At 71.0% G+C, this 25,793-nt stretch carries 23 protein-coding genes and 3 tRNA genes; 6 read left to right on the top strand and 20 right to left on the bottom strand.

From position 1 onward, the window contains the following. Positions 1 to 62: 62 nt before the first annotated feature. Together ACWGJ2_RS28845 and ACWGJ2_RS28840 are read right to left on the bottom strand one after the other, a co-directional pair. Positions 63 to 3,323 carry a helicase-related protein gene (locus ACWGJ2_RS28845; protein WP_453349193.1) on the bottom strand — a complete coding sequence of 1,087 codons (3,261 nt, stop codon included), beginning with the start codon at positions 3,321 to 3,323 and terminating at the stop codon, positions 63 to 65. A 60-nt stretch (positions 3,324 to 3,383) separates the two neighbouring features. Further along, positions 3,384 to 5,240 (bottom strand): DAK2 domain-containing protein, encoded by a 1,857-nt coding sequence (locus tag ACWGJ2_RS28840; protein WP_453349192.1) that lies wholly within the window; start codon positions 5,238 to 5,240, stop codon positions 3,384 to 3,386. Between the two features lie 240 nt (positions 5,241 to 5,480). Here ACWGJ2_RS28840 and rpmB point away from each other — a divergent pair, with 240 nt between their 5' ends. Continuing rightward, positions 5,481 to 5,666, top strand: coding sequence for a 50S ribosomal protein L28 (rpmB, locus tag ACWGJ2_RS28835; RefSeq protein ID WP_453349191.1), 186 nt, complete (start codon positions 5,481 to 5,483; stop codon positions 5,664 to 5,666). A gap of 139 nt (positions 5,667 to 5,805) precedes the next feature. On the opposite strand, the gene thiD is transcribed toward rpmB, so the two are convergent. After that, complete coding sequence (thiD, locus tag ACWGJ2_RS28830; protein WP_453349190.1) at positions 5,806 to 6,666, bottom strand: bifunctional hydroxymethylpyrimidine kinase/phosphomethylpyrimidine kinase; 861 nt, start codon at positions 6,664 to 6,666, stop codon at positions 5,806 to 5,808. Between the two features lie 14 nt (positions 6,667 to 6,680). After that, positions 6,681 to 7,691 carry a thiamine-phosphate kinase gene (locus tag ACWGJ2_RS28825; RefSeq protein WP_453349189.1) on the bottom strand — a complete coding sequence of 337 codons (1,011 nt, stop codon included), beginning with the start codon at positions 7,689 to 7,691 and terminating at the stop codon, positions 6,681 to 6,683. A 144-nt stretch (positions 7,692 to 7,835) separates the two neighbouring features. Between ACWGJ2_RS28825 and ACWGJ2_RS28820 the strand changes: the two genes are divergently transcribed. Beyond that, positions 7,836 to 8,069 carry an Lrp/AsnC family transcriptional regulator gene (locus ACWGJ2_RS28820; protein WP_355948010.1) on the top strand — a complete coding sequence of 78 codons (234 nt, stop codon included), beginning with the start codon at positions 7,836 to 7,838 and terminating at the stop codon, positions 8,067 to 8,069. 20 nt (positions 8,070 to 8,089) lie between these two features. Next, a complete protein-coding gene (locus ACWGJ2_RS28815) occupies positions 8,090 to 8,572 on the top strand; it encodes a DUF3515 domain-containing protein (protein WP_453349188.1) in 483 nt (160 codons plus the stop codon). Between the two features lie 108 nt (positions 8,573 to 8,680). Here ACWGJ2_RS28815 and ACWGJ2_RS28810 read toward each other — a convergent pair whose 3' ends face one another. The 3 genes from ACWGJ2_RS28810 to ACWGJ2_RS28800 all read right to left on the bottom strand — a co-directional run bounded on the left by ACWGJ2_RS28810 (position 8,681) and on the right by ACWGJ2_RS28800 (position 11,839). Further along, positions 8,681 to 9,817, bottom strand: a complete 1,137-nt coding sequence (locus tag ACWGJ2_RS28810; RefSeq protein ID WP_453349187.1) for a D-alanine--D-alanine ligase family protein — start codon at positions 9,815 to 9,817, stop codon at positions 8,681 to 8,683. Positions 9,818 to 9,932: 115 nt separating this feature from the next. Beyond that, positions 9,933 to 10,934: an NAD(P)H-dependent glycerol-3-phosphate dehydrogenase gene (locus ACWGJ2_RS28805; RefSeq protein ID WP_453349186.1), complete on the bottom strand. Its 1,002-nt coding sequence runs from the start codon at positions 10,932 to 10,934 to the stop codon at positions 9,933 to 9,935. Next, the gene (locus tag ACWGJ2_RS28800; protein WP_453349185.1) at positions 10,931 to 11,839 is read right to left on the bottom strand and encodes a lysophospholipid acyltransferase family protein; all 909 of its coding nucleotides are present in this window, start codon (positions 11,837 to 11,839) and stop codon (positions 10,931 to 10,933) included. The genes ACWGJ2_RS28805 and ACWGJ2_RS28800 overlap by 4 nt, the downstream gene beginning before the upstream one ends. Before the next feature lie 224 nt (positions 11,840 to 12,063). Here ACWGJ2_RS28800 and cofC point away from each other — a divergent pair, with 224 nt between their 5' ends. Further along, entirely contained in the window at positions 12,064 to 12,723 is a 660-nt protein-coding gene (gene cofC, locus ACWGJ2_RS28795) for a 2-phospho-L-lactate guanylyltransferase (RefSeq protein WP_453349184.1), read from the top strand. Positions 12,724 to 12,784: 61 nt separating this feature from the next. After that, entirely contained in the window at positions 12,785 to 12,988 is a 204-nt protein-coding gene (locus ACWGJ2_RS28790) for a hypothetical protein (protein ID WP_453349183.1), read from the top strand. Between the two features lie 230 nt (positions 12,989 to 13,218). Here the strand turns inward: ACWGJ2_RS28790 and ACWGJ2_RS28785 are convergent, their stop codons facing one another. From ACWGJ2_RS28785 to leuC, 4 genes are all read right to left on the bottom strand, one after another. Next, positions 13,219 to 13,911, bottom strand: coding sequence for an HU family DNA-binding protein (locus ACWGJ2_RS28785; protein ID WP_453349182.1), 693 nt, complete (start codon positions 13,909 to 13,911; stop codon positions 13,219 to 13,221). A gap of 127 nt (positions 13,912 to 14,038) precedes the next feature. Beyond that, positions 14,039 to 14,293 (bottom strand): SCO5555 family protein, encoded by a 255-nt coding sequence (locus ACWGJ2_RS28780; protein ID WP_453349181.1) that lies wholly within the window; start codon positions 14,291 to 14,293, stop codon positions 14,039 to 14,041. Positions 14,294 to 14,406: 113 nt separating this feature from the next. Further along, a complete protein-coding gene (leuD, locus tag ACWGJ2_RS28775) occupies positions 14,407 to 15,000 on the bottom strand; it encodes a 3-isopropylmalate dehydratase small subunit (protein ID WP_453349180.1) in 594 nt (197 codons plus the stop codon). A 3-nt stretch (positions 15,001 to 15,003) separates the two neighbouring features. Beyond that, entirely contained in the window at positions 15,004 to 16,428 is a 1,425-nt protein-coding gene (gene leuC / locus ACWGJ2_RS28770; protein WP_453349179.1) for a 3-isopropylmalate dehydratase large subunit, read from the bottom strand. A gap of 181 nt (positions 16,429 to 16,609) precedes the next feature. On the opposite strand from leuC, the gene ndgR reads away from it, so the two are divergent. Next, entirely contained in the window at positions 16,610 to 17,326 is a 717-nt protein-coding gene (gene ndgR / locus ACWGJ2_RS28765) for an IclR family transcriptional regulator NdgR (RefSeq protein WP_453349178.1), read from the top strand. 137 nt (positions 17,327 to 17,463) lie between these two features. Here ndgR and ACWGJ2_RS28760 read toward each other — a convergent pair. The 9 genes from ACWGJ2_RS28760 to ACWGJ2_RS28720 form a co-directional block, all read right to left on the bottom strand. Further along, positions 17,464 to 17,536 (bottom strand) — tRNA-Glu (locus ACWGJ2_RS28760). A gap of 25 nt (positions 17,537 to 17,561) precedes the next feature. Next, positions 17,562 to 17,634, bottom strand: a tRNA-Glu gene (locus ACWGJ2_RS28755). Positions 17,635 to 17,666: 32 nt separating this feature from the next. After that, a tRNA-Gln gene (locus ACWGJ2_RS28750) sits at positions 17,667 to 17,738 on the bottom strand. 242 nt (positions 17,739 to 17,980) lie between these two features. Further along, on the bottom strand, positions 17,981 to 19,504 hold the full coding sequence (gene gltX / locus ACWGJ2_RS28745) for a glutamate--tRNA ligase (RefSeq protein WP_453349177.1): 1,524 nt from the start codon (positions 19,502 to 19,504) through the stop codon (positions 17,981 to 17,983). Beyond that, complete coding sequence (locus ACWGJ2_RS28740; RefSeq protein WP_453349176.1) at positions 19,497 to 20,279, bottom strand: fumarylacetoacetate hydrolase family protein; 783 nt, start codon at positions 20,277 to 20,279, stop codon at positions 19,497 to 19,499. Before ACWGJ2_RS28740 ends, gltX begins: the two co-directional genes overlap by 8 nt. 172 nt (positions 20,280 to 20,451) lie before the next feature. Then, positions 20,452 to 21,036, bottom strand: coding sequence for a GTP-binding protein (locus ACWGJ2_RS28735; protein WP_453349175.1), 585 nt, complete (start codon positions 21,034 to 21,036; stop codon positions 20,452 to 20,454). Further along, complete coding sequence (locus ACWGJ2_RS28730; RefSeq protein ID WP_453349174.1) at positions 21,017 to 21,853, bottom strand: DUF742 domain-containing protein; 837 nt, start codon at positions 21,851 to 21,853, stop codon at positions 21,017 to 21,019. The genes ACWGJ2_RS28735 and ACWGJ2_RS28730 overlap by 20 nt, the downstream gene beginning before the upstream one ends. Before the next feature lie 130 nt (positions 21,854 to 21,983). Then, positions 21,984 to 22,397: a roadblock/LC7 domain-containing protein gene (locus ACWGJ2_RS28725; protein ID WP_026057603.1), complete on the bottom strand. Its 414-nt coding sequence runs from the start codon at positions 22,395 to 22,397 to the stop codon at positions 21,984 to 21,986. Between the two features lie 10 nt (positions 22,398 to 22,407). Continuing rightward, positions 22,408 to 25,560, bottom strand: a complete 3,153-nt coding sequence (locus ACWGJ2_RS28720) for a nitrate- and nitrite sensing domain-containing protein (protein ID WP_453349173.1) — start codon at positions 25,558 to 25,560, stop codon at positions 22,408 to 22,410. Positions 25,561 to 25,793: the final 233 nt, after the last annotated feature.

The following is a 25,793-nucleotide window of genomic DNA, read 5'->3' as shown; positions in this document are numbered from 1 at the left end:
TCCCAGCCGCCACTGACAGTTGGGCCTCCCCGGCGACGGGGGCCCTCCTGGGCGGCCCCTGGCTAGCCCTTGTCCAGATAGTCCTCCCGCTCCTTGTCGAGCAGCGCGTCCAGTGCCGTACGCAGCTCGGGCAGCCGTTCCAGTTCGGGGTCGGCGGAGACGACGGCGGTGGCCTCCTCGCGCGCGGCGGCGATGACGTCCTCGTCCTCGATGACGGCCAGCATCCGCAGCGAGGAGCGGACGCCCGACTGCGCCTGGCCCAGCACATCGCCCTCGCGGCGCTGTTCCAGATCGATGCGGGACAGCTCGAAGCCGTCCAGCGTCCCCGCCACCGCGTCGAGCCGGGAGCGCGCGGGGGACGCCTCGGGCATCTCGGTGACCAGCAGGCACAGCCCGGCGGCCGAGCCTCGGCCCACCCGGCCGCGTAGCTGGTGGAGCTGCGAGACGCCGAAGCGGTCGGCGTCCATGATCACCATGGCGGTGGCGTTCGGTACGTTGACGCCGACCTCGATCACCGTCGTGGCCACCAGGACGTCCACCTCGCCCGCGGCGAAGCGGCGCATCACCTCGTCCTTGGCGTCCGGCTGCATCCGCCCGTGCAGGGGCTCGACGCGCAGGCCCTTGAGCGGCCCCGCCGTCAGCTGCCCGGCCACATCGAGCACGGCCAGCGGCGGGCGCTTCTCCGCCTCGTCCTCCGCCGAGGCCGAGGAATCCCCGGAGCCTCCCGAGCCCTTGCCCTTGCCCTTGCCGCTGCCCTTCGCCGGCTCCTCCTCGTCCCCGATGCGGGGACACACGACGTACGCCTGGTGCCCGGCCTCGGCCTCCTCGCGCACCCGCTCCCAGGCGCGGGCCAGGAAGCGGGGCTTGTCACTGGCGGGCACCACATGGCTGGAGATGGGCGAGCGCCCGGCGGGGAGCTGGTCCAGGACGGAGGTCTCCAGATCGCCGAAGACCGTCATCGCGACCGTGCGCGGGATCGGGGTGGCCGTCATGACCAGCAGGTGCGGGGGCTGCTTGCCCTTGGAGCGCAGGGCGTCGCGCTGTTCGACGCCGAAGCGGTGCTGTTCGTCGACGACGACGAGGCCCAGATCGTGGAACTTGACCTTGTCCTCGATCAGCGCGTGCGTGCCGATGACGATTCCGGCCTCCCCCGTGACCAGGTCCAGGAGAGCCTGACGGCGGGCCGCGGCGCCCATCGAGCCGGTGAGCAGCACGACCTTGGTGCCCTGCTCGGCGCCGCCGAGCATGCCGCCCTCGGCCAGCTCTCCCATCATCTCGGTGATGGAGCGGTGGTGCTGCTGGGCCAGGACCTCCGTGGGCGCGAGCATCGCGGCCTGGCCGCCGGAATCGACCACGGTGAGCATCGCGCGCAGCGCGACCATCGTGTTGTGGGTGACCGTGAAGTTGTCGGTGACGTAGGCATGGCTCGGGTGGGCGACGCTGATGCACTGGACCGGTTTCCGACCCACGTACTCGACCGCGCGAATTCCGCGTCGGAAGGTGTCGTCCTTCGGCCTGGGACGCACACGATCTGCCTTGCGGGTCAGCCGGAACGGCCCGTATGCGTCGGGCAGAGCAATCGAGACGTCGAAAGCCGCCCGCTTCGGGAGCACGCGCGCACGGCCGCCCAAGGAACGCACGATCCAGGCCACATCGTCTGCGAGCCTCAGCGACGCGGAACAGAGCGAGATGCTCAGGCCGTCCGCCTGAACGGTGCCGTCTGTGTCCAGAATGCCTTGCAGCAGCGCCAGTCGGCTCTTGACCGGAGCGTTCTTGAACTCGTCCGGCACGAATTTGCCGTGCGAGGTGACACCCCAGAGGCCAAGGTCACGCAGAGTTTGGATGACGGGATTGCGTACGCCGCCGACACGTCGCGTCAGCTGGATCGTGTAGTCGCAACGGGAACCCTTCGCCGGGACAAGGTGGCATTCGGGCGCCACGACGGCCGCCACGGCGTCACGCATCTCGTCGTCGATGATGGAAAGACGCAGGTTGTGCCGGAATGAGCCGTCCCCCAGAAGGACTCCGAGCAGGTACGGATCCAGCGGCAGTCCAGAGTCGTGTCCGAGATCCACAGGTGTTGCCCCTGGGATGTACCACTTCGATGATCCATTGGCCTTGAACGTGTCGAGCCGGACTTCTCGAGTCGTCATGACCTTGGGGGGCTGGCCGCGGTGCCCTCCACAGCTGGTACCGACGATCCAGAGGTGTTCGTCGTCACATTCCACGGAACTGCCGTCGGAGAGGACCAGGCGCCAGACGTCGCGTTCCCCTTGCGGGAAAACGCCGTCGATCAACGCGATCGTCCCGTCCGGCACGACGACTTCGTCCCCCACTCTCATATCCCCCATCCGGCGGAAGCCGGCTGGTGTGAGCACGAGCGAGTCGAGGGGCTGCGCCTTGCCGGAGCCCACCTCGCCCTGGAGGAGGCGGTGCATGGGGTGGTCCGTCGCCAGATCGGCGAAGATCTCGGCGCTGACGTGCCGCTGGCCCTCGGTGAGGGTGAACGGCAGCTTGGCGTCGAAGGCGTCCAGGAGGCCGCCCTCGACGGGGCGGCGCGGCGCGGCGGGCAACTGCGCGTCGGCGAAGCGGCGGCGGGCGAGGGCGACTTGGAGCACGAACGCCTCGTCCCACTTCAGCCGCGCCCGCGCGTCCTCGATGTCCGCCTTGTGCCGGGGGCGGTGCACCTTCTCGAACGCCTCGGGCAGCGCGATGAGCCGCCGCTCCTCGCGGATCGAGGCGGGCAGCGGGTCCCCGAGCCCGTCCCAGCCGGTGGCCTCCATGGAGGCCAGGAGCATCTGGACCGCCTTGGCGATCTTCCAGGAGGCGATCTGCGCCACGGCCGGATAGATCGGCATCAGCCTGTTGGCGAAGGCGTCCACGGCATCGCTGCCAGTGTCGGCGTCCAGCAGCTCGTACTGCGGGTGGGCGAGCTGGAGGCGGCGGTTGAAGACGCCGACCTTGCCCGCGAACATCGCGCGGCGCCCCGGCACGAGGTCCTTGTGCGGTTTGAAGATGCCCTTGCCGAAGAAGACCAGTTGGAGCTGCCCGCTGCCGTCCGTCAGGACGACTTCGAGCCGCTGCCCCCGCCCCCCGTTGAACCGGTGCACGGCGGCCTTCTCGACCTGTGCGACCACGGTCACATGCTCGTCCAGCGGCAGCTCGGACAGCTTGGTGAGCTGCCCGCGCTCCTCGTAACGCCGCGGGTAGTGGTGGAGGAGGTCCCCGACCGTGTGCAGGTCGAGGTGCTCGGCCATCACCTTCGCGGTGTTGCCGCCGAGGATCTTCTTCAGGGGTTCGTCGAGCGCTGGCACGTGTCCCATTGCACACCATGGCGCTGACAACGGGTGCGACAGCGCCGCGCCGCGAGGCCGCCGCCCGGCCTACTCGACGCCGATCAGCACCGGTGACGTCTGCTGCCGCCCCTCGTAGACGACGGTGTCGACGGCGAGGTGTCCGCGGCGCACCTGTTCCTCCAGGCGCGCGGCCAGCCCTGGCGGCGCGTCGGCGCCCAGGACGAGGGTCACCATCTCGCCGCCCGCCGCGAGCATCCGCTCCAGCACGTCGGCGGCCATCTCGGCGACGTCGGCCCCGATCACGGCGACATCGCCCTCGACCAGGCCGAGCACGTCGCCCGCCTGGCAGATGCCCGCCATGGTCCACGACTGGTGCTCGGCGAAGGTGACCTCCCCGTAGCGGGTGGCTCCGGCCGCCGCCGTCATGGCGACCACGTCCTCGTCGAAGTCCCGGCCCGGCTCGTGCACCGCGAGCGCGGCGATGCCCTGGACAGCGGCGCGGGTGGGGATGACGGCGACCCGTACGCCCCGCGCCCGCGCCTCGTGCGCCGCACGGGCCGAGGTCTCGCGCAGGCCGTAGTCGTTGGGCAGCAGCACGGCCTCGGCAGCGCCGGTCGCGCACAGCGCTTCGAGCAGCGCCTCGTGGCCGACGCTCTCCTCGCCCTCCGCCGCCTCGACCGCCCGTACGACGGTGGCCCCGGCCTCCTCGCACAGGCCCGCGAGCCCGTCCCCGGGGACGACGGCGACGACGGCGCGGCCGGTCGCGGGCGCCCGGCCCGCGTGGTCCGCGTGGTCCGCGGCGCCGTGGTCGCAGTGCGCTCCGTGGGCGTCGGCGGCGGCCGGAAGGTGGGTGATGCGGACGCGGTACGGGCGGCCCGCCTCGATGCCCGCCTCGACGGCTGCGCCCGCGTCGGCCACGTGGACGTGGACGTTCCACAGCCCGTCGCCGCCGATCACGACGAGGGAGTCGCCGAGCTTGTCGAGCCGACGGCGCAGCGTTCGCACCGCCTCCTCGTCCGCCTCCATGAGGTACATCACCTCGTACGCGGGCCCGGTGCCGCTGCCGCTGCCGGCGTCCTCTGTGACGTCGCACTCACCGGAAGCGGACACTCCCGCTCCGGACGGCACCGTCCCGCCCCGGGCACCGTGGCTCTCCCGCGCGCCGTCCGGCGCCCCGTCCAGCGCCTCGGCCAGCGCGCCCAGCACGGCGGTCAGCCCGCGCCCGCCCGCGTCGACGACACCGGCGCGGGCCAGCACGTCGAGCTGCCCCGTCGTCCCGGCCAGCGCGGCACGGGCGCCCTCGTACGCGGCGCGCGCGACCACGGCCGCGCACTCCGCGCCGTCCGGGCTCGCGGCGGGGTCCCCGGCCGCGTCCTCGGCCGCGTCGGCGGCGGCCGTCGCGACGGTCAGCATCGTGCCCTCGACGGGCCGGGCGACCGCCTCGTAAGCGGACTCGGCGGCCCGCCGCAGCGCCGCCGCCAGCCGGAAGCCCGCGCCCTCGGGCTCGCCCCGCCCTGCCGCCGACATCGGCCGCGTCACCTGCGCCGACTCGGCCATGCCGCGCAGGAGCTGGGCCAGGATCGTGCCGGAGTTGCCGCAGGCGCCGAGCAGCGCGCCCCGCGCGAGGGCAGCGAGCGCCCCGGCGGCCGAAGCCGCACCGGAACCGGAACCCGCACCGGAACCAGCACCGGAACCAGCGCGTGTGTCCGAGGTCTCCTCGCCGACGCCACCCGCGCCGCCCGCGCCCTGCCCACCGCCGCCCTCCAGATACGCGTCCAGCGCGCGGGCCGCGGCCTCCAGCGTGCGGTAGAGGTTGGTGCCGGTGTCCCCGTCGGCCACGGGGAAGACGTTGATGGCGTCGGTCTCCTCGCGGCCTCTGTCCAGCGCCTCCAGGGCGAGCGCGCACCAGGTACGTACCGCGGCGGAGTCGAGCGGGTGCGGCACGTGAGGGACCTCCTGCGAACGGCGGCGATTGCCCGGAAGGCTAGTCCCGGACCGGGGGAAGCCCCCGCCGGGGTGCCGGGCCGACCGTGCTAGTTTCGCTGTTCGTGAGCAGCCGTTGTATGCTGCTCCGGTTGCCTGACGTAAGTCAGGAGCTATTACCTCCCTGGCACTGCCGGTCAATCTCTGATCACGCGTCGCCGGGATTCACCGTACGTGCATCTGAAGTCTTTGGAGTGACCCGTGGCTGCCAACTGCGACGTCTGCGGCAAGGGGCCAAACTTCGGCAACAACATCTCGCACTCGCACCGCCGCACCCGCCGTCGTTGGAACCCCAACATCCAGCGTGTGCGTGCCGTGGTCAGCGGGACGCCGAAGCGCCTCAACGCTTGCACCTCGTGCATCAAGGCCGGCAAGGTCGCGCGCTGACGTCAATACGTCCCTGACGTAACGGCAGTGCGGCCACCTTGCTGGTTGCTGTGAAAGCCGGTCCACCTCGGTGGACCGGCTTTTTCATGCCCTGCGGCCCCCGGCCCGCCCCCGCCCCCGCCCCCGCCCCCAGGGACAACTACTCCGCGTTCTCGGCGCGCTGCCGCCAGTGGTGGTCCACGGGGCCGAGCCCCTCGCCCAGCGGGAAACCGGCGGCGATGGCGCCCGTGACGTAGTCCTTGGCCGCCGCCACGGCCTCCGGCACCGTCCCGCCCTTGGCGAGCTGCGCCGCCACCGCGCTGGCGAGGGTGCAGCCCGTGCCGTGGGTGTGGCGGTTGTCGTAGCGGGGCGCGCGCAGCCAGTGCTCCTCGGAGCCGTCCGTCAGCAGATCGACGGCCTCCCCGCGCAGATGCCCGCCCTTGATCAGCGCCCAGCGCGGCCCGTACGCGAGCAGCGCCGCGGCCGCCTTCCGCATCCCGGCCTCGCGCGCGCCGGGTTCGTCGGTGACCTGGACGCCCGTGAGCTGCCTGACCTCGTCCAGGTTGGGGGTGACGACGGTGGCCGTGGGCAGCAGCTTCGTGCGGACCGAGTCCAGTGCCTCCTGCGCGAGCAGCGCGTCGCCGTGCTTGGAGACGCCCACCGGGTCGATCACGACGGGCGCCCGTACCCCCGCGAGCAGTTCCGCTACGGTCTCCACCAGCTCGGCCGAGGCCAGCATCCCGGTCTTGACCGCCTGGACGCCGATGTCGTCCACGACGCTGCGGAACTGTGCCCGTACGGCCTCCACCGGCAGCTCCCAGAAGCCCTGCACGCCGAGGGAGTTCTGCGCGGTGACCGCGACGATCACGCTCATGCCGTGGGTGCCGAGCGCCATCATCGTCTTGAGGTCGGCCTGGATGCCCGCTCCCCCGCCGGAGTCGGACCCGGCGACGGTCAGCACCCTCGGCGGCGCGACGGCCCCCCGCTCGGCGGACGGCACGGGCTGCGTGGGTATGTCCATGGGCACGACGCTACTCAGTCCTCGTCCTGATCGCCGAAGTGGTCCCAGCCGCCCGCCTTGTCCCAGGGTGCGCCGTCCACGGTGACCTGGGGCAGCGCGGAGGGCGCGAGCACCTCGCCGATCTTGCGCCAGCGGGCCGGGAGCTTCTGCTGGGGCGGGAAGGTGGCCACGATGGCGTGGTCCTCGCCCCCGGTGAGCACCCAGTGCAGCGGATCGACGCCGACGGCCTGCCCGATGTCCGACATCTGCGCGGGCACGTCCAGCGCGCCGGAGCGTACGTCGATACGCACCTTGCTGGACTCGGCGATGTGCCCCAGGTCCGCGATGAGTCCGTCGCTGACGTCCGTCATCGCGGTCGCGCCGAGCGCCGCCGCCGCGGGACCCGCGTGGTACGGCGGCTCGGGACGCCGGTGTGCCTCGACGAAGGCCCGGGGGGAGCGGAAACCGCGCGAGAGCACGGCGTGCCCGGCCGCCGACCAGCCGAGCCAGCCGGTGACGGCGACGGTGTCGCCGGGACGGGCCCCGGCGCGGGTGACGGGATCCTGGTTGCGCAGGTCGCCGAGCGCGGTGATGGAGACGGTGATGGTGTCGCCCCGCGCGACGTCGCCGCCGACGACGGCGGCCGAGGCGACCTGCGCCTCGTCGCGGATGCCGTCCATCAGCTCCGTGGGCCAGTTCGCCGGCAGTTCGGCGGGGACGACGAGGCCGAGCAGGAGGGCGGTGGGCACCGCGCCCATGGCCGCGATGTCCGCGCAGTTCTGAGCTGCGGCCTTGCGGCCCACGTCGTACGCTGTTGACCAGTCGCGGCGGAAGTGCCTGCCCTCCAGCAGAATGTCCGTGCTGGCGACGATCCTGCGGTCGGGCGCCGCGATCACGGCCGCGTCGTCGCCCGGTCCGATCCTGACGGCGGGGGTGGTGGTGAGCCGGGAGGTCAACTCCCGGATCAGCCCGAACTCTCCGAGTTCACCCACGGTCCCCGGGGACCGTGGGTGACCACCGGGGTAACCCCCGCTCAGATCCTGCATTGCGCTGCCCCTTCACATGTCGAGCGTCTGCGTCGTCAACCCGCCGTGACCGGCGGTGGTGCGGGTCTCCCCCGCGGGAGCGGCGACGCGGTAACGTGGCGTCCCCTCTCTCCACATGATCCTCGTAGCCGCCCTGGAGGTCCCGTGGTACAGGCGTACATCCTGATCCAGACCGAGGTCGGCAAGGCGTCGACCGTCGCCGACGTCATCGCCAAGCTGCCGGGGGTGATCCAGGCCGAGGACGTGACGGGCCCGTACGACGTGATCGTGCGCGCGCAGGCCGACACCGTCGACGAGCTCGGCCGCATGGTGGTCGCCAAGGTCCAGCAAGTGGACGGCATCACCCGCACCCTCACCTGCCCGGTCGTCCATCTCTAGCTCCCCCGTATGCTCGCCCGGTGAGCACTTGGCATCCCCGGGAAGCGATTGTCCTCGCCGCCACGCTGGTCTGCGTCGCGGGCTGCTCGTCCCTGGGGGACGAGGCCGGGCCCGCGGTTCCCAGTCCCAGCCCTTCCGGCAAGACCGCGAAGTCCTGCCGCGCGCTCCACGACCGGCTGCCCGAGCACGTGAACGGGCAGGAGCGGATCGCGCTCGAACCCGGCTCCCCGTACACAGCGGCGTGGGGCGACCCCGCCATCGAGCTGCGGTGCGGGGTGCCGCGGCCCGCGAAGCTGACGCCCGGCAGTGAACATTACAACCCCACCGCGGACGCCGCGGAAGTGAACGGGATCTCCTGGCTGATCGAGGAGCGCGACGGCGGCTACCGCTTCACGACCACGGAACGCGCGGCCCGCGTCGAGGTGACGGTTCCGGACGCGTACGCACCCGAAGTCGGCGCCCTGACGGACCTCGCGACGCCCTTGAAGCGAACGGCCGACTAGCCGCGGGCCCCTTCGCGGGATGCGGTTCGCCGTTTTTCGTACCCCGTGAAGGGGGAACCCTGCGTTTCCTTCCGCATCACGCGAAGAGAGCCACGCCCCGCGGAGGGGTTAGCGGAGGCCCGTGGGGCGGCGCAGTGCGGCCTGGACGAGGAGGTCGATCAGCTCGGGGTAGCTGACGCCCGCCTCCTGCCACATGCGCGGGTACATGGAGATGGGCGTGAACCCGGGCATCGTGTTGATCTCGTTGATGACGAACTCCCCGTCCTCAGTAAGGAAGAAGTCCGCCCGGACGAGTCCCTCGCAGGAGGCGGCGTCGAAGGCGCGCACGGCCAGCTCCCGCACTCGCGCCGTCTCCTCCTCCGTCAGCGGCGCTGGCACGATCCCGGACGCGGAGTCGATGTACTTCGCCTCGAAGTCGTAGAAGTCGTGCGCGCTGACCGGCGGGATCTCGGCCGGGACGCTCGCGCGCGGCCCGTCCTCGAACTCCAGGACCCCGCACTCGATCTCCCGGCCGCGCAGCAGCGACTCCACGATGACCTTGGGGTCGTGGCGCCTGGCCTCCTCGATGGCCTCGTCCAGACCGGCCAGGTCCTCCACCTTGGTGATGCCCATGGACGAGCCCGCGCGGGCGGGCTTCACGAAGACCGGCCAGCCGTGGTCGGCGGTGAAGTCCACGACCTTCTTGCGCGCCGCTGACGGGTCCTGCTCCCACTCGCGGGGGCGGATCGTCACATACGGGCCGACGGGCAGCCCGAAGGACTCGAAGATCCGCTTCATGTACTCCTTGTCCATGCCCACGGCGGAGGCGAGGACGCCCGCGCCCACGTAGGGCACTCCGGACAGTTCCAGCAGCCCCTGGAGGGTGCCGTCCTCGCCGTACGGGCCGTGCAGCACGGGGAAGACCACATCGACCTCGCCGAGCGCCTTGGGCACGGAGCCGGGCTCGGTGTAGGTGACCTCGCGGCTGCCGGGGTCGACGGGCAGCAGCACGCCGCCCGTCTCGGACTCGGCCAGCTCCGAGACGCTCGGGAGGCGGCGGTCCTCGATGGCCATCCGCGCGGGATCGTCGGCGGTCAGCGCCCACCGTCCGTCCGAGGTGATGCCGATGGGCAGCACCTCGTACTTCTCGCGGTCGATGGCCCCGAGGACGGCGCCCGCCGTGAGGACGGAGATCGCGTGCTCGGAGCTGCGCCCGCCGAAGACGACGGCTACGCGGGGCTTGCGGGAGGGGGTCTGGCTGCTCATATCGCGACGACTTTACCGTCTGCTCCCGGAAGAGTCAGGAGCAGGAAGGGCCGCGTCACGCGTCACCGCCGTCACTCGGGCCCTGTCCACGCGCCCGCGCCCGCCCCGCGTCCGCTCAGACGCGTTCCGCCTTCGCGCTGCGCGACATCAGCTCCTTGAGCGCGACGTGCGGCGGCTTGCCGTCGTGCACGATGCCGACGACGGTCTCGGTGATCGGCATCTCGACGTGGTGCCTGCGGGCCAGTTCCCGCACGGACTCGCAGGACTTGACGCCCTCCGCCGTCTGCTTGGTGACCGCGATCGTCTCGCTCAGCGTCATGCCCCGGCCGAGGTTGGTGCCGAAGGTGTGGTTGCGCGAGAGCGGCGAGGAGCACGTGGCCACGAGGTCGCCCATCCCCGCGAGTCCCGCGAAGGTGTGCGCGTCGGCGCCCATCGCCAGGCCCAGCCGGGACGTCTCCGCGAGCCCCCGGGTGATGAGGGACGCCTTGGTGTTGTCGCCGAGCCCCATGCCGTCCGCGATGCCGACGGCCAGCGCGATGACGTTCTTGACGGCGCCGCCGAGTTCGCAGCCGACGACGTCGGTGTTCGTGTACGGGCGGAAGTACGGGGTGTGGCAGGCGCTCTGGAGCCGCTGCGCCACGGACTCGTCCCGGCAGGCCACGACGGAGGCGGCGGGCTGCCTGGCGGCGATCTCCTTGGCGAGGTTGGGACCCGTGAGGACGGCCACCCGCTCGGGCTCGGCCTCCCCGACCTCGCCGATGACCTCGCTCATGCGCTTGGCCGTGCCCAGTTCGACGCCCTTCATCAGCGAGACGAGGACGGTGTCGGGGCGCAGTACGGGCCGCCACTTCTCCAGGTTGCCGCGCAGCGTCTGGGAGGGGACGGCGAGGACGGTGAACTCGGCGTCGGCCGCGGCCTCGGCCGCGTCCGTCGTGGCGCGCACGGACGGGGGGAGTTCGATGTCGGGGAGGTAGTCCGGGTTGACGCGGCGCTCGTTGACGGCGTCGACGAGCCCGGCGCGGCGCCCCCAGAGCGTCACCTCGCACCCGGCGTCGGCGAGCACCATCGCGAAGGCGGTGCCCCAGGAACCGGTGCCGAATACGGCGGCTTTCGTCACGCGTTCTCTCCCTCGGCGGCCCCGGGCTCTGTCTTGCCCGCCGTGCCTGTGGTGCTTGTCGTGCTCGCGGTGCTCGCGGTGCCTGTGGTGCTCGCGGCTCCCGTCGCGCTGCCCGCCGGGGCCGCGGGGGCCGGTTCCGGTGCCGGTGCCGTGGGCTGTTCCCCGGTGCCTCGCGCCCTGCTCCGCCGTGCCGCGGCGGCCTTGCGGTGGTCGTAGCGCTCGGCGGGCACGGGCTCGCCCCGGATCTCGGAGAGCTGCTCGGCGACGGCGTCCATGAGGTGATCGGTGACCTTGCGCAGGACCTCGGCCGTCGGCTCCTGCCCGTAGAACTCGGACAGGTCCACAGGCGGGCCCGCCTGGACGGTGAGCGTCTTGCGCGGGAAGAGCCGGAGCTTCTTCTCCTTGGCGTACGGGGGCATCGCCAGATTGGCGCCCCACTGCGCGACGGGGATCACGGGCGCCTTGGTGAGCAGCGCGACACGCGCTGCCCCGGTCTTGCCCTCCATGGGCCACATGTCGGGGTCGCGAGTCAGCGTGCCCTCGGGGTAGAAGGCCACGCACTCGCCCTTGTTGATGGCCTCGACGGCGGCGCGGAAAGCGCCGATCGCGTCCGTGGACTCGCGGTAGACCGGAATCTGCCCGGTGCCCCGCATCGCCCTTCCGACGAACCCGTCGGTGAAGAGGGCGACCTTGGCGAGGAAGCGGGGGACGCGTCCGGTGTTGTACTGGAAGTGCGCGTAGGAGAGCGGGTCCAGATAAGAGTTGTGATTGACGACGGTGATGAATCCGCCGTCCTCCGGAATATGCTCCGCGCCCCGCCAGTCCCGCTTGAAGAGGATCACCAGCGGGGGTTTCAGCAAAACCGCGGCAAGGCGGTACCAGAAGCCGATTTTGCGGCGGGACACCCGGACACCATCTCCTCTTTCCTGATCCGACAGCCACATGGGGTCTCCCGGCGGAGCGGCCTCGGGGATCTGATCCGCTCCGCGGCGAAGCAAACGCGGGGTCCCCCACGGGCAAGGGGAAAGTGTCGCCCCCAACCGCCGCCGTGTCGAGCACACTGTCTGTCTCCGTCTGTCGTGCACACCGTAACCCCGGCCGTACGAGGCCGCCTCGGCAGCAGGCGAGAATGGGAACGATGCAGCCACAAGTGACGCCCGTGGCGTGGACCCTCGTGGTGCCGCTGAAGCCGCTGAGACGGGCCAAGAGCAGGCTCGCCGACGCGGCGGGGCCTGAAGGAAGGCAGGGTCTCGCGCTGGCGTTCGCGCAGGACACGGTGCGTGCCGCGCTGGCCTGCGAGGCGGTGAGCGGTGTGGCAGTTGTCACGGACGACCGGCGCGCCGCGCGGGAGCTGGCGGCCCTCGGCGCCCGCGTCGTGCCCGACTCACCGGCCGACGGGCTGAACGCGGCGCTCGCGCACGGCGCGGCCCAGGTGCGCGGCCATGCGCCCGGCGCGGCCGTCGCGGCGCTCAACGCCGATCTGCCCGCACTGCGCCCGGAGGAATTGGCGAGGGTTCTCCACGCGGCCTCCCGTTTTCCGCGCGCATTTCTCCGGGACGCGGCGGGAATGGGCACGACGCTATTGTCGGCGCTTCCCGGCGTGGAACTCGCGCCCGCCTTTGGGGGGCCTTCCGGAGCCCGTCACCTGGCTTCGGGCGCGGTGGAGATCACACTTTCCGGGGTCGAGAGCGTGCGCCAGGACGTGGACACCGGCGCGGATCTGACGGCGGCGCTGGCACTGGGCGTGGGGCCCTTCACGGCCCGCTGCGGCACGGCCGCGCCCCGCTAGGTCCCGCTGAGGCTGCGCCGGGCCCCGCTCGTCCCCGCCGGGCCCCGTTAGGCTGCCTGGCATGCAGGCCACCTCGTACACGTACGACCCCGAGACCCGCTCCGGCAGCGTCCTGCTGGACGACGGCACCCCGCTCCCCTTCGACACCGCGGCCTTCGACGCGGGCGGGCTGCGGCTGCTGCGCCCCGGTCAGCGGGTGCGCGTCGAGGTGGAGGGCGAGGGCGACGCGCGCCGCGTCACCTTCGTCACGCTCCAGACCTTCTGACGACGCTCCGGACCTTCTGACGCTCGTCCAGGTCACGGGGCCGCCCGCGCGTGTCGCGCAGGCCCCGCTCCGGCCGCTACGGGCCCGCGCGCACACACGTACGGGAAACCGCCCCTCCCGCCCCTCCGGCCCCCCGGCCTCCTCAGCACCCCGCACACGCCCCGCACACGCCCGCCGGGCCGGGCTCCCCCGAGGGAGCCCGGCCCGGCGCAGTCGGGTCGCCGCCTGCCTCAGCGCTTGCGCGCGGTGGTCTTCTTGGCGGTGGTCTTGCGCGCCGCGGTCTTGCGCGCGGGCGCCTTCTTGGCGGTGCTCTTCTTGGCCGGGGCCTTCTTGGCGGTGGCCTTCTTCGCCGTCGCCGTCTTCTTGGCAGGCGTGGCCTTCTTGGCCGTCGCGGTCTTCTTCGCGGCGGACTTCTTGGCGGGCGCCTTCTTGGCGGTGGCCTTCTTCGCCGCCGCCGTCTTCTTGGCAGTGGTCTTCTTGGCCGCCGTGGTCTTCTTCGCCGCCGCCTTCTTGGCGGTGGTGGCCTTCTTCGCCGCGGTGGTCTTCTTGGCCGCCGCCTTCTTCGTGGCCGCCTTCTTGGTGGAAGTTCCACCCGAGAGGCTCCCCTTCGGGGCCTTCTTCACGGCGACGTCGTTCTTCGGGAGCTTCTTCGCACCGCTGACCAGGTCCTTGAAGCCCGCACCGGCGCGGAAGCGCGGCACGGAGGTCTTCTTGACCCGGACCCGCTCGCCGGTCTGCGGGTTACGGGCGTAGCGGGCCGGACGGTCCACCTTCTCGAACGAGCCGAAACCGGTGACCGAGACCCTCTCGCCCTGGACCACGGAGCGGACGATCGCGTCCAGAACGACGTCGACCGCGTCCGCGGCCTGCTGCCGTCCGCCGAGCTGGTCTTGGATTGCTTCTACGAGCTGCGCCTTGTTCACGTCTTCCCCTTCAGAGACACATTGCCGGAACGAATGCGTTCAAGCTTTTTCGCACGCTAGGCAGATATATACCGCAAATCAAACACGAAACGGGCGAATCACCCTTGTGCCGCAACGAACTCGTCCGTCACGGAGTTCCGTCAGTGCGCGCATCCGCCTGTTCCTCGGGGAATCGGCCCTCGTCGATGTCCGCCATCAGACGGTCCAGACGCCTCTCCGCTTCGGAGAGATCGTGTTTCGACGCCGCCGTGATGACGAGCAGTTTCCGGGTCAGCGCCACCCGTACGCCCTCGGGGACTTGCAGGGTGCGCACACGCGTGTGCGCCTCTTTCAAGCGGGCGGCGAGGCGGTCGTACAGCTCCAGTTGACCGTCGCGTTCCATGCGCCGATTGTGCCATCTGGGGTGAGTTGTCGCTTCGAGGGGCCTCAACACACGGGTGCGCCCCCGGCCCGGAGGGGCTGGGGGCGCACCGTACGGAGCCGCTGCTCAGATGCTCAAGCCTGCTGCGTCAGCGGCTTGAACGACTGGCGCTTGGACTCGAAATCCGCGATGAAGTCTTCGTTCTTCAGGGTGAGGCTGATGTCGTCCAGACCCTCCAGGAGCCGCCAGCGGGCGTTCTCGTCGAGGTCGAAGTCGGCCTCGATGCCTTGGGCGACGACTTTCCGCTCCACGAGGTCCACGGTGACCTCGGCCGTGGGGTCCGACTCGGCGAGCTGCCACAGCCGCTCGACGGTCTCCTGCGGCAGGACGACGGTCAGCAGGCCGTTCTTCAGCGAGTTCCCGCGGAAGATGTCGGCGAAGCGCGAGGAGATCACGGCCTTGAAGCCGTAGTTCTGGAGTGCCCAGACGGCGTGCTCACGCGAGGAGCCCGTGCCGAAGTCGGGGCCCGCGACCAGCACGGTGGCACCCTCGTACGCGCTCTGGTTGAGCACGAACTCCGGGTCCTTGCGCCACGCCTCGAAGAGGCCGTCCTCGAAGCCGTCGCGGGTGACCTTCTTGAGCCAGTGCGCGGGGATGATCTGGTCGGTGTCGACGTTGCTGCGGCGCAGCGGGACGGACCGCCCGGTGTGGGTGGTGAAGGCTTCCATGGTTCAGACTCCAGCGGGCTCGCGTACGTCGGACAGGTCGGCCGGGGAGGCGAGGTGCCCCAGGACCGCGGTGGCCGCCGCGACCTGCGGAGAGACCAGGTGGGTACGGCCGCCCTTGCCCTGCCTGCCCTCGAAGTTGCGGTTGGAGGTCGAGGCGGCACGCTCGCCGGGCTGGAGCTGGTCGGGGTTCATGCCCAGACACATCGAGCAGCCCGCGTGCCGCCATTCGGCGCCCGCCGCGGTGAACACCTTGTCCAGACCCTCCTCGACGGCCTGGAGCGCCACCCGTACGGAACCGGGCACGACCAGCATCCGCACGTCCTCGGCGACCTGCCGGTCCCGGAGGATCTCCGCGGCCGAACGCAGGTCCTCGATACGGCCGTTGGTGCACGAGCCGACGAAGACGGTGTCGACCTTCACCTCGCGCAGCGGCTGCCCCGCGGTGAGCCCCATGTACTCCAGGGCCTTCTCGGCGGCGAACCGCTCGCTGGCGTCCTCGAAGGAGGCCGGGTCCGGCACGCTGGCGGAGAGCTGCGCGCCCTGTCCCGGGTTGGTGCCCCAGGTGACGAACGGGGCCAGCTCGCTGCCCTCGATGACGACCTCGTGGTCGAAGACGGCGTCCTCGTCCGTGCGCAGCGTCTTCCAGTACTCGACGGCCGCGTCCCAGTCGGCACCCTGGGGCGCGTGCGCGCGGCCCTCGACGTACGCGAAGGTGGTCTCGTCGGGGGCGATCATCCCGGCGCGGGCCCCGGCCTCGATGGACATGTTGCAGATGGTCATCCGCGCCTCCATCGACAGCTTCTCGATGGCCTCGCCGCGGTACTCGATGACGTATCCCTGGCCGCCGCCGGTGCCGATCTTCGCGATGATGGCGAGGATCAGGTCCTTGGCGGTGACGCCGTCGGGCAGCTCGCCGTTGACGGTGACCGCCATGGTCCGGAACGGCGCCATCGTCAGCGTCTGGGTGGCCAGCACGTGCTCGACCTGGCTCGTCCCGATGCCGAAGGCCAGCGCGCCGAAGGCGCCGTGCGTGGAGGTGTGGGAGTCCCCGCACACCACCGTCATGCCGGGCTGCGTCAGGCCGAGCTGCGGTCCCACAACGTGGACGACGCCCTGCTCGACGTCACCGAGCGGATGCAGCCGCACACCGAAGTCGGCGCAGTTCTTGCGCAGCGTCTCCAGCTGGGTGCGCGAGACGGGGTCGGCGATGGGCTTGTCGATGTCGAGGGTCGGGGTGTTGTGATCCTCGGTAGCGATGGTGAGATCGGTCCGGCGCACGGTCCGGCCGTTCTTGCGCAGCCCGTCGAAAGCCTGCGGGCTGGTCACCTCGTGCAGGAGGTGCAGATCAATGAAGAGGAGGTCGGGCTCGCCTTCCGCGCGCTTGACGACGTGGTCGTCCCAGACCTTCTCCGCGAGTGTCCGTCCCATCGCTTTCCCTCCGGCCGGCCGCGTTGCCGGCCACATGTCGAGATCCATTGCCCCACCCCTCCCTCCGGCCCGCGGCCGGAGGCCCCCTCCCCCGTGGGCGGTGGGGATCGCCACTACAGGTTGGCGGGTTCCCCGCGAAATTGAACTTGCGTTTCACACTTTGAGACGCGAGTATCGACGCATGGACAACTCTAGCGGCGTCGGCGTTCTCGACAAGGCGGCTCTCGTACTGAGCGCTCTGGAGTCCGGTCCGGCCACCCTCGCCGGACTGGTCGCGGCGACGGGCCTCGCCCGCCCCACGGCTCACCGGCTCGCGGTGGCATTGGAGCACCACCGCATGGTGGCGCGCGACATGCAGGGCCGTTTCATTCTCGGCCCCCGGCTCGGCGAGCTGGCCGCCGCGGCCGGTGAGGACCGGCTGCTGGCCTCCGCCGGGCCCGTGCTCACACACCTGCGGGACGTGACGGGCGAGAGCGCCCAGCTCTACCGCCGCCAGGGCGACCAGCGCATCTGCGTCGCCGCGGCCGAGCGCCTCTCGGGCCTGCGCGACACGGTCCCCGTCGGCTCCACCCTGCCGATGAAGGCGGGCTCCGCCGCGCAGATCCTCATGGCCTGGGAGGAGCCCGAGCGCCTGCACCGCGGCCTCCAGGGCGCCCGCTTCACCGCCACGGCACTCTCCGGCGTACGGCGCCGCGGCTGGGCCCAGTCCGTGGGTGAGCGGGAGCCGGGCGTCGCGTCCGTCTCCGCGCCCGTACGGGGCCCCTCGAACCGCGTGGTGGCCGCCGTCTCCGTCTCGGGCCCCATCGAGCGCCTGACGCGGCACCCGGGCCGCATGCACGCGCAGGCCATCGTGGACGCGGCGGCACGGCTGAGCGAGTCGCTGCGCCGCACGGGCTGAGCGGAACGGCGCGGGGCACCGGAGGGGGGCCTCGCGCCTGCGTTTCCGTACACACGAAAATGGCCGTACACGCGAAAAAGTGGCCGTACACACGAAAGAAGCCCCGCACCGTGAGGTGCGGGGCTTTCTTGATCGAGTACCCCCGACCGGATTCGAACCGGCGCTACCGCCTTGAGAGGGCGGCGTGCTAGGCCGCTACACAACGGGGGCCCTAGCGTGATCCCTTGAGGATCAGTACCCCCGACCGGATTCGAACCGGCGCTACCGCCTTGAGAGGGCGGCGTGCTAGGCCGCTACACAACGGGGGCATCGATCTGACGCAGTGAAGAGAAAGATCGCGCTGGGCTACCAGGACTCGAACCTAGACTAACTGAACCAGAATCAGTCGTGCTGCCAATTACACCATAGCCCACCAAAACGCAACCCCTTGCGGGGATCTTGTTTGGGTGACCGCCTCCCGGTCGGGCTTTTGGGCCCTGCCCCGTTCGGCGACAGGAAGAACATTACCTGATCGTGGACGGTGCTCCAAAACGGGTTCCGCGCCGGAACCAACGCGCCGGCTTCCGCCTGAGAAAGGCCGAGGGGCCATCAGCCGGAAACGGCTCATGGCCCCTCTGGAACCGCGTGTGAGCGTCCTGCCGGACGTCCCGCCGGTCAGCCCTCGGACGGCTCCGACGACGCCGGCAGCTTCGCCAGCGCCGCGTCCACCCGCTCCAGGGTGCGCTCGCGCCCCAGCACCTCCAGCGACTCGAAGAGCGGCAGGCCCACCGTGCGGCCCGTGACCGCGACGCGGACCGGCGCCTGGGCCTTGCCCAGCTTCAGGCCGTGCTCCTCGCCCGCCGCCAGGACGGCCTCCTTCAGCGGCTCGGCCTTCCACTCGGCAGCGGCCAGCTTCTCGCGGGCCGTGCCCAGCAGCTCGGCCGCGCCCGGCTTCATCGCCTTCGCCCAGGACGCCTCGTCCACGGCGGGCTCCGGCAGGAAGAGGAAGTCGACGTTGGCCGTGATGTCCGAGAGGACCGTGAGGCGGGTCTGCGCCAAGGGGGCCAGCTCCTCGAAGGCGGCGCGGTCGAAGTCCTCCGGCTTCCAGGGCGCGTACGGGGCCTTCAGCCAGGGCTCACAGGCCGCGGCGAAGTCCGCTACGGGCATCTCGCGCAGATGCGTGGCGTTGATCGCCTCGCACTTCTTGAGGTCGAAGCGCGCCGGGTTCGCGTTCACGTCGGCGATGTCGAAGGCCGCGACCATCTCGTCCAGGGAGAAGATGTCGCGGTCCTCGGAGATCGACCAGCCCAGCAGCGAGAGGTAGTTGAGCAGCCCCTCGCGGAGGAAGCCGCGCTCGCGGTAGAGGTTGAGCGAGGACTGCGGGTCACGCTTGGAGAGCTTCTTGTTGCCCTCCCCCATCACGTACGGAAGGTGCCCGAAGGCGGGCGTGGCCTTGGCCAGGCCCAGCTCGGTCAGCGCCTTGTAGAGCGCGATCTGGCGCGGGGTGGAGGAGAGCAGGTCCTCGCCGCGCAGCACGTGCGTGATCTCCATCAGCGCGTCGTCGACGGGGTTGACCAGCGTGTACAGCGGCGCGCCGTTGGCGCGGACGATGCCGTAGTCCGTGACGTTCTCCGGCGCGAAGGTCAGCTCGCCGCGCACCAGGTCGGTGAAGGTGATCGGCTCGTCCGGCATCCGGAAGCGGATGATGTGGCTGCGGCCCTCCGCCTCGTACGCGGCGATCTCGCCGTCGTTCAGATCGCGGCACTTGCCGTCGTAGCCCGAGGGCCTCCCGGCCGCGCGGGCCGCGTCGCGGCGCTCCTCCAGCTCCTGCGCGGTGCAGTAGCAGGGGTACGCGTAACCCGCCTCGCGCAGCTTCGCCGCCACGTCGCGGTAGATGTCCATCCGCTGCGACTGGCGGTACGGGCCGTGCGGGCCCACCTCGCCCTCGCCGGAGCCGTCGAACGCGACGGGGCCCTCGTCCCAGTCGAGGCCGAGCCAGCGCATGGCGTCCAGGAGCTGCTCGTAGGACTCCTCGGAGTCGCGGGCCGCGTCCGTGTCCTCGATGCGGAAGACGAGGCTGCCGCCGTGGTGCCGGGCGAACGCCCAGTTGAAGAGCGCTGTGCGGACCAGGCCCACGTGGGGGTTGCCGGTCGGGGAGGGACAGAAACGTACGCGGACGTCGTTCGTCGCGTTAGTCACGCTTGATCACCTTGTTGGTGAGAGTGCCGATGCCTTCGATGGTGACGGCGACCTCGTCGCCGACGTTCAGGGGGCCGACGCCCGCGGGGGTGCCGGTGAGGATGACGTCTCCGGGGAGCAGCGTCATGGCCTCCGTGATGTGGACCACCAGGTCCTCGATGGAGCGGACCATCTCGCTGGTGCGCCCGAGCTGACGCTGTTCACCGTTGACGGTGCACATGATGCCCAGGTCGGAGGGGTCCAGCTCGGTCTCGACCCAGGGGCCGAGGGGGCAGGAGGAGTCGAAGCCCTTGGCCCGCGCCCACTGCTCCTCGCGGCGCTGGGCGTCCCGGGCCGTGATGTCGTTTCCGCAGGTGTAGCCCAGGACGACGTCCTTCACGCGCTCGCGCGGGACCTCCTTGCACATGCGGCCGATGACGACGGCCAGCTCGGCCTCGTGGTGGACCTCGGAGGAGAAGGACGGGTAGGTGACGGGGTCGCCGGGGCCGCACACGGAGGTGGAGGGCTTGAAGAAGACGACGGGCGCGTCGGGGACCTCGTTGCCCAGCTCCTTGGCGTGCTCGGCGTAGTTCCTGCCGACGGCGACGACCTTGTTGGGCAGGACGGGCGGCAGCAGCCGCACCTTGTCCAGGGGCAGCTTCTGGCCCGAGCGCTCGAATTCGGCGAAGGGGTGGCCCTTGATGATGTCGAGGACGGGTCCGCCCTCGGTATTCGCGTCGCCTTCGACGACGCCGAACGCGACGTTCCCGTCGAGGGAAAACCTTGCGATGCGCACGGGTGCGATGTCCTTTGGTGACCGGAGCCGGGCTGACACCCCAGCGTATTCCACGCCGGGGCGCCACCGTTTTCCGGCCGGGGCACGGGCGTATCGCGTCGCGCGTCTCGCGCCGTGCCCGGCACCGGGGGCCCGCTGCCGGGCCCACGGTGTGCGGCGGCCGGGGCCGCGATCAGCGCAGGCGGGCCATCAGCGCGTGCTCGACCAGGGTGATCAGCGCGCTCTTCGCGTCGGCGCGGTGGCGCGCGTCGGTGGTGATGATCGGCGCGTCGGGCCCGATCTGGAGCGCTTCCCGCACCTCTTCCGGCGTGTACGGCTGGTGGCCGTCGAAGCCGTTGAGGGCGATGACGAAGGGGAGGCCCGAGTTCTCGAAGTAGTCGACCGCCGGGAAGCAGTCGGCGAGTCTCCGGGTGTCCACGAGCACGACGGCGCCGATGGCACCGCGCACCAGGTCGTCCCACATGAACCAGAACCGGTCCTGGCCAGGCGTACCGAACAGGTACAGGATCAGGTCCTGGTCCAGGGTGATACGGCCGAAGTCCATGGCCACCGTCGTGGTGGTCTTGTCGGCGGTGTGGGACAGGTCGTCGATGCCTGCCGACGCGGAGGTCATGACGGCCTCGGTACGCAGCGGATTGATCTCCGACACGGCACCCACGAAGGTCGTCTTGCCCACACCGAAGCCACCGGCCACCACGATCTTCGCGGAGGTGGTGGATCGGGCGGCAGCACCGCCGCTAGAGCTTGCGAAGTCCACTGAGCACCCTTTCGAGCAAGGTCACGTCTGGCTGGCCGTCGGCGGTCGTCTCGTCGCCACCGGGCTGGTGGATGGCCACGAGTCCGGCCTCGGCCAGGTCGGCGACGAGGATCCGGGCGACGCCGAGCGGAATGGAGAGGAGTGCGGAGATCTCGGCGACTGACTTGATCTCGTAGCACAGGCGGCAGATCCGCTGATGCTCGGGCAACTGGCCCTGGAGCTTGGCGGGTTCGGCCGTGGTGTGCACCAGTGCCTCGATGGCGAGCTGGTAGCGGGGACGGGTCCGGCCACCCGTCATGGCATACGGGCGCACGAGCGGCTGCTGCTCGCTGCGCCCACCCGAGCGGGGCTCGGGACGCTGGCGGGGCGGGGGCTGCACCGGCTGGATGCGGGGCGGCGGGGGCGCCTGGCCGTACTGGGGAGGCTGGTGCGGCTGCTGCTGGTACTGCTGCCGCGGTGCCTGGGGCTGCTGCTGAGGCTGGTGGGGCTGGTGGGGCTGGTGGGGCTGCCCCGGCTGCTGGTACAAGGGGGGCGGTTGCGGGCTCTGCGGCTGCTGCGCTTCGTAGTGCTGCTGCTGCGCGGCCCGCCGCTGCTCGTACTGCCACTGCTCGTACTGCTGCTGCTCGTAGCGCCGCTGCTGCTCTTGTTGCTGCTGCTCGTACTGCTGCTGTTGCTGCTGCTGCTGCCTGACGTGCTCGCTGGGCGCGGAGGGGAAGTTGAACCGCTTGAGAGCCGGCGACTCTCCGCGTGCGGCAGAGGACGGCTCGTCCTCATGACCACTGCCGTACGACGACGGACCGCCTGGGGGCGTTGCCACGATTCCTCCTCCGAGTCACTGACGTGCGGGCCACATCTTCCAGTACTGCTTCAACTCCTGAGCGGGCGCCGCGTCTCCGCACCCTATGGCGCGGAGACGCAATGCGCACGGCGTGTCTACTGGTTGAGAACTAGTTGAGGAGGCTGCCCTGGAGTTCGGCGCGGAGGTCCGGGGTGAGGACGGTGCCCGCGCGGTCCACCAGCAGTGCCATCTCGTACCCCACGAGACCGATGTCGGCCTCCGGGTGCGCGAGGACCGCCAAGGACGATCCGTCCGAGATGGACATGATGAAGAGGAAGCCCCGCTCCATCTCCACCACCGTCTGATTCACGGCGCCACCCTCGAAGATCCGGGAGGCACCGGCGGTGAGCGAGGTCAACCCGGAGGCGACCGCGGCCAGTTGATCGGCCCGGTCGCGCGGGAAGCCCTCGGACATCGCGAGCAGAAGTCCGTCCGCGGAGACCACCACCGTGTGCGACACCCCTGGGGTGTTGTCCACGAAGTTGGTGATCAACCAGTTCAGGTTCTGCGCCGCCTGGCTCATCGGGCTCACACTAACGCTCCTGATCGTAGGTGCTGCCGGGGCCGAAGCCCTGTTGGTCATTCTGGGTCGCGTCGCCCGCTGTACGCCCGCGGCGGACGCCACGGTGCAGATTGCTCAGCCTGCCCCGTACGTCCTCGGGGGCGCGGGAGACCGAGGGGCCGCCCTGCGAGCTCTGCTCCGCGGTGCCCTCGACCAGGTTGGCCCTGGGCACCCGCCTCGGGAGACCGGAGGCGGTGACACCGCCGGCCTGCGGGTCGCGCAGCCTGCCCGCCCGGTCCCAGCGCTCGTCGTTGGCCGAACGCCACTCCGAACCGGTTCCGGTCTCTCCGTCGGCCGGAGCCGCGGAGAACCCCTGCGCCTGCTGGGCCGGAGGTTCCGGTTGGGTCTGCTGCGCTTCCGAACCGTCTCCCATGAGCGGTCGCGCCGACTCACGACGAGGAAGACCTGCGCCGGTCGTGGAGCGGAAGTTGCTCGGGGAGGGGCCCGGACGATCGAAGCCTACGCGGTCCTGGGGGGCGTCGGGAACGCCGGGAGCAGATTCCGCTTCGGGCTCTTGAGTCCTGTACTGCCGTTCATACAGCGGCTCTTGGGGCTGACCGTACTGTGCGTACCCCGGCTGCTCGTACTCCTGCCGCGCCTGCTCATGGGGCTGTCCGTACGGCTGCTGCGGCACCGCGTCCTGCGGCGGCACCTGCTGCCCCGGCTGCTGTCCCGGCTGCTGAGGCGGCTCGTACCCCTGCTGCGGGGAGGGCTGAGCGGGCTGGGGCGGCCGTGGGGGCTGGAAACCCCCGGACTCGTCCTGCTGGGCCTCCAGCGCCGCTCGGCGGCCCTCGCGCATCAGGGACCTGTTGACCGGGTCCAGCGTCGAGAGGTCGTCGGGGACCTCGTAGCGCCTGTCGTCGAAGCCCAGCTCTGCGGCCGAGGGTGCCTGGCTGTCGTAGCCGGGCTGGATCTGCGGCTGCTGGGTCTGCTGGGGCTGTTGTGGCTGCTGCGGCATGATCCGGGAGACGGTGAAGTCCTCCTCGTACTCCCCCTCGCCGCCACCGCCGTGGGTGATGGCCTCGGGGAGCATCACGAGCGAGGTGGTGCCCGCCTGCTCGCCCGACGGGCGGAGCTGGACGCGGATGCCGTGCCGGTCGGCGAGGCGGCCGACCACGAAAAGGCCCATGCGCTGGGAGACCGCCGCGTCCACGGTCGGCGGGTTGGCCAGCTTGTGGTTGATGTCGGCGAAGTCCTCGGCGGTGAGGCCGATGCCCTTGTCGTGGATCTCCGTCATCACCCGGCCGTCGGGGAGCCGGGTCGCCGTGACGTGGACCTTGGTCTGCGGGGAGGAGAACGAGGTGGCGTTCTCCAGCAGCTCGGCGAGGAGGTGCACGAGGTCGTTGACGACCTGGCCGTGGATCTCGGTCTCCGGGACGCCGGACAGCTCGATGCGCTCGTAGTTCTCCACCTCGGACGAGGCGGCGCGCAGGATGTCCACCAGCGGGACGGGCTCGGTCCAGCGGCGGCCCGGCTCCTCGCCCGCGAGGACCAGCAGGTTCTCGCCGTTGCGGCGCATACGGGTGGCCAGGTGGTCCAGCCGGAAGAGGCTCTCCAGCTGGTCCGGGTCGGCCTCGTTGTTCTCCAGGTCCGTGATCAGGCCGAGCTGGCGCTCGATGAGGCCCTGGTTGCGGCGGGAGAGGTTGGTGAAGATCGCGTTGACGTTGCCGCGGAGCATGGCCTGCTCGGAGGCGAGCCGTACGGCCTCGCGGTGCACCTGGTCGAAGGCGCGGGCGACCTCGCCGATCTCGTCGCGGGTGTCGATGGGGATCGGGGTGACGCGGGTGTCCACGCGGCCCGGGTCCGTACGGGAGAGCTGGTCGACGATCGCGGGGAGGCGCTGCTCCGCGACGTCGAAGGCCGCCGTGCGCAGGCTGCGCATGCTGCGGCTCATCGAGCGGGCCATGCGCCCGGCGACGATGAAGGCGAGCAGCAGGGCGAGCAGCACGATGACGGAGTTGATGATCGCGTCGCGCTTGGCGTCGGCCGCGATCTGCTCGGTCTCCTCCACCGCGTGGCTGGTGAGGTCCTGCTCGACGGCGCGGTAGGCGTCGAACTTGCCCGTGGCCGTGGCGAACCAGGTGTCCTGGGTGATGCCCTTGCCCTTGAGCGTGGAGGCGCGGGCCCCGGTGCCGATGGCCTCGATCATCTGGTCCATGGCGGGCGGCGTGACGAAGGGCACACCCTTGGCAGCGGCCTCGTTCTTCGCCGCCTCGGACTTCTTCTTGCCCGCTGCCTCCGCCTTGGCCAGCTCGCGCTTGAGGAGGGAGACGTCCTCGGGACGGCCGCCGCCGATGTACTCCTCCAGCGCGATGCGCTCCAGGTAGGCGTACGAGGCGAAGGCGGTGAGCTGCTTCTTCTTGTCCGCCGCTTCCGGGCCCGGCTTCACCAGCAGGTGGGTGCCGATGGAACGTTCCAGGGACTCGGCGGCCTTGGCGAGGGAGACGGAGTAGACGGTGCGCCCGTAGGAGGTCACGTTGCCGGTGCCGAAGCCCAGCTCGTTGGCGAACTCCATCAGGGGGTGCTGGACGGCTACGTAGCCCTCTTCCGTCTTCACGCCGCTCAGCCGGTCGCTGTAGGCGGCCTGGCGCAGGGCGGCCAGCTTGGGCTCCTGCTTCTCGAAGACGGCGAGCCGGCGCTTGAGCCCTGGCTTGTCGGGCATGCGCTTGACGGCGCGGTCGAACTTGCGCCCGGCCTCGTCCGTCGCCGCCCGGACCTTCTGGACCTCGGGCGCGTTGCGGTCGCCCTTGAGGAGGGGCTCGGCGGTGCGGTCGCGCTCGTTGATGAGGGCGTTGCCGTAGGTGGCGGCGGCCTCGACCAGCTCGGCCGTGCGCTGGGCGTCCTCGGCCTCGTTCCAGGTCGAGATCGAGTCCCACACGCGGAAACCGCCGAGGATGAGGGCGACGATGACGGGGATCAGGAGGATCGCGTTCAGACGGGTGGGCACCCGCCAGTTGCGTACGGCCATACGGCTGCGACTGCCGCCGCCACCCGGTCCTCCGGAAGCTCCCCCGGGCGCCGTCCGGACACCGTGGGACGCCGCAGCCGCGCGGGACGGCGGGGTGAAGTTACCCCGCGACTCTCCACGAGCCTGCGGTGCAGAGCCCGTCTTGCTACGCCTCACTCGACTCCTCACCTCTCGGCGCTCGGCACCCCATCGTCGGCGACGCGCCGTTCGCTACTGCTGAGTTCAGCGAATTCCAGCACGTCAGGGCGACCCTTTCCAAACACTTGGTTGAGCCGCATACGACGCGGAGGCGGCCCGCTGAAACCGGGCATTGCGGTCGCGCTGCGCCAAAAGGCCAGAGAATCGTGCGCGGAGTGAAGCCTTCCGCTCGCCAGCAGTGTTCACGGCGG

The organism is Streptomyces sp. NPDC054796, assembly GCF_053611545.1.
The sequence above is the reverse complement of the archived record's forward strand: the minus strand, read 5'-3'. Positions and strand labels throughout refer to the sequence as shown.

Bases quoted from the DNA above. Each gene is read 5' to 3' on its own strand.
- ACWGJ2_RS28845 (WP_453349193.1), bottom strand. From the start codon at position 3,323: ATGGGACACGTGCCAGCGCTCGACGAACCCCTGAAGAAGATCCTCGGC.
- thiD (WP_453349190.1), bottom strand. From the start codon at position 6,666: ATGGACATACCCACGCAGCCCGTGCCGTCCGCCGAGCGGGGGGCCGTC.
- ACWGJ2_RS28825 (WP_453349189.1), bottom strand. From the start codon at position 7,691: ATGCAGGATCTGAGCGGGGGTTACCCCGGTGGTCACCCACGGTCCCCG.
- ACWGJ2_RS28810 (WP_453349187.1), bottom strand. From the start codon at position 9,817: ATGAGCAGCCAGACCCCCTCCCGCAAGCCCCGCGTAGCCGTCGTCTTC.
- cofC (WP_453349184.1), top strand. From the start codon at position 12,064: ATGGGAACGATGCAGCCACAAGTGACGCCCGTGGCGTGGACCCTCGTG.
- ACWGJ2_RS28790 (WP_453349183.1), top strand. From the start codon at position 12,785: ATGCAGGCCACCTCGTACACGTACGACCCCGAGACCCGCTCCGGCAGC.
- ACWGJ2_RS28780 (WP_453349181.1), bottom strand. From the start codon at position 14,293: ATGGAACGCGACGGTCAACTGGAGCTGTACGACCGCCTCGCCGCCCGC.
- leuD (WP_453349180.1), bottom strand. From the start codon at position 15,000: ATGGAAGCCTTCACCACCCACACCGGGCGGTCCGTCCCGCTGCGCCGC.
- leuC (WP_453349179.1), bottom strand. From the start codon at position 16,428: ATGGGACGGACACTCGCGGAGAAGGTCTGGGACGACCACGTCGTCAAG.
- ndgR (WP_453349178.1), top strand. From the start codon at position 16,610: ATGGACAACTCTAGCGGCGTCGGCGTTCTCGACAAGGCGGCTCTCGTA.
- ACWGJ2_RS28725 (WP_026057603.1), bottom strand. From the start codon at position 22,397: ATGAGCCAGGCGGCGCAGAACCTGAACTGGTTGATCACCAACTTCGTG.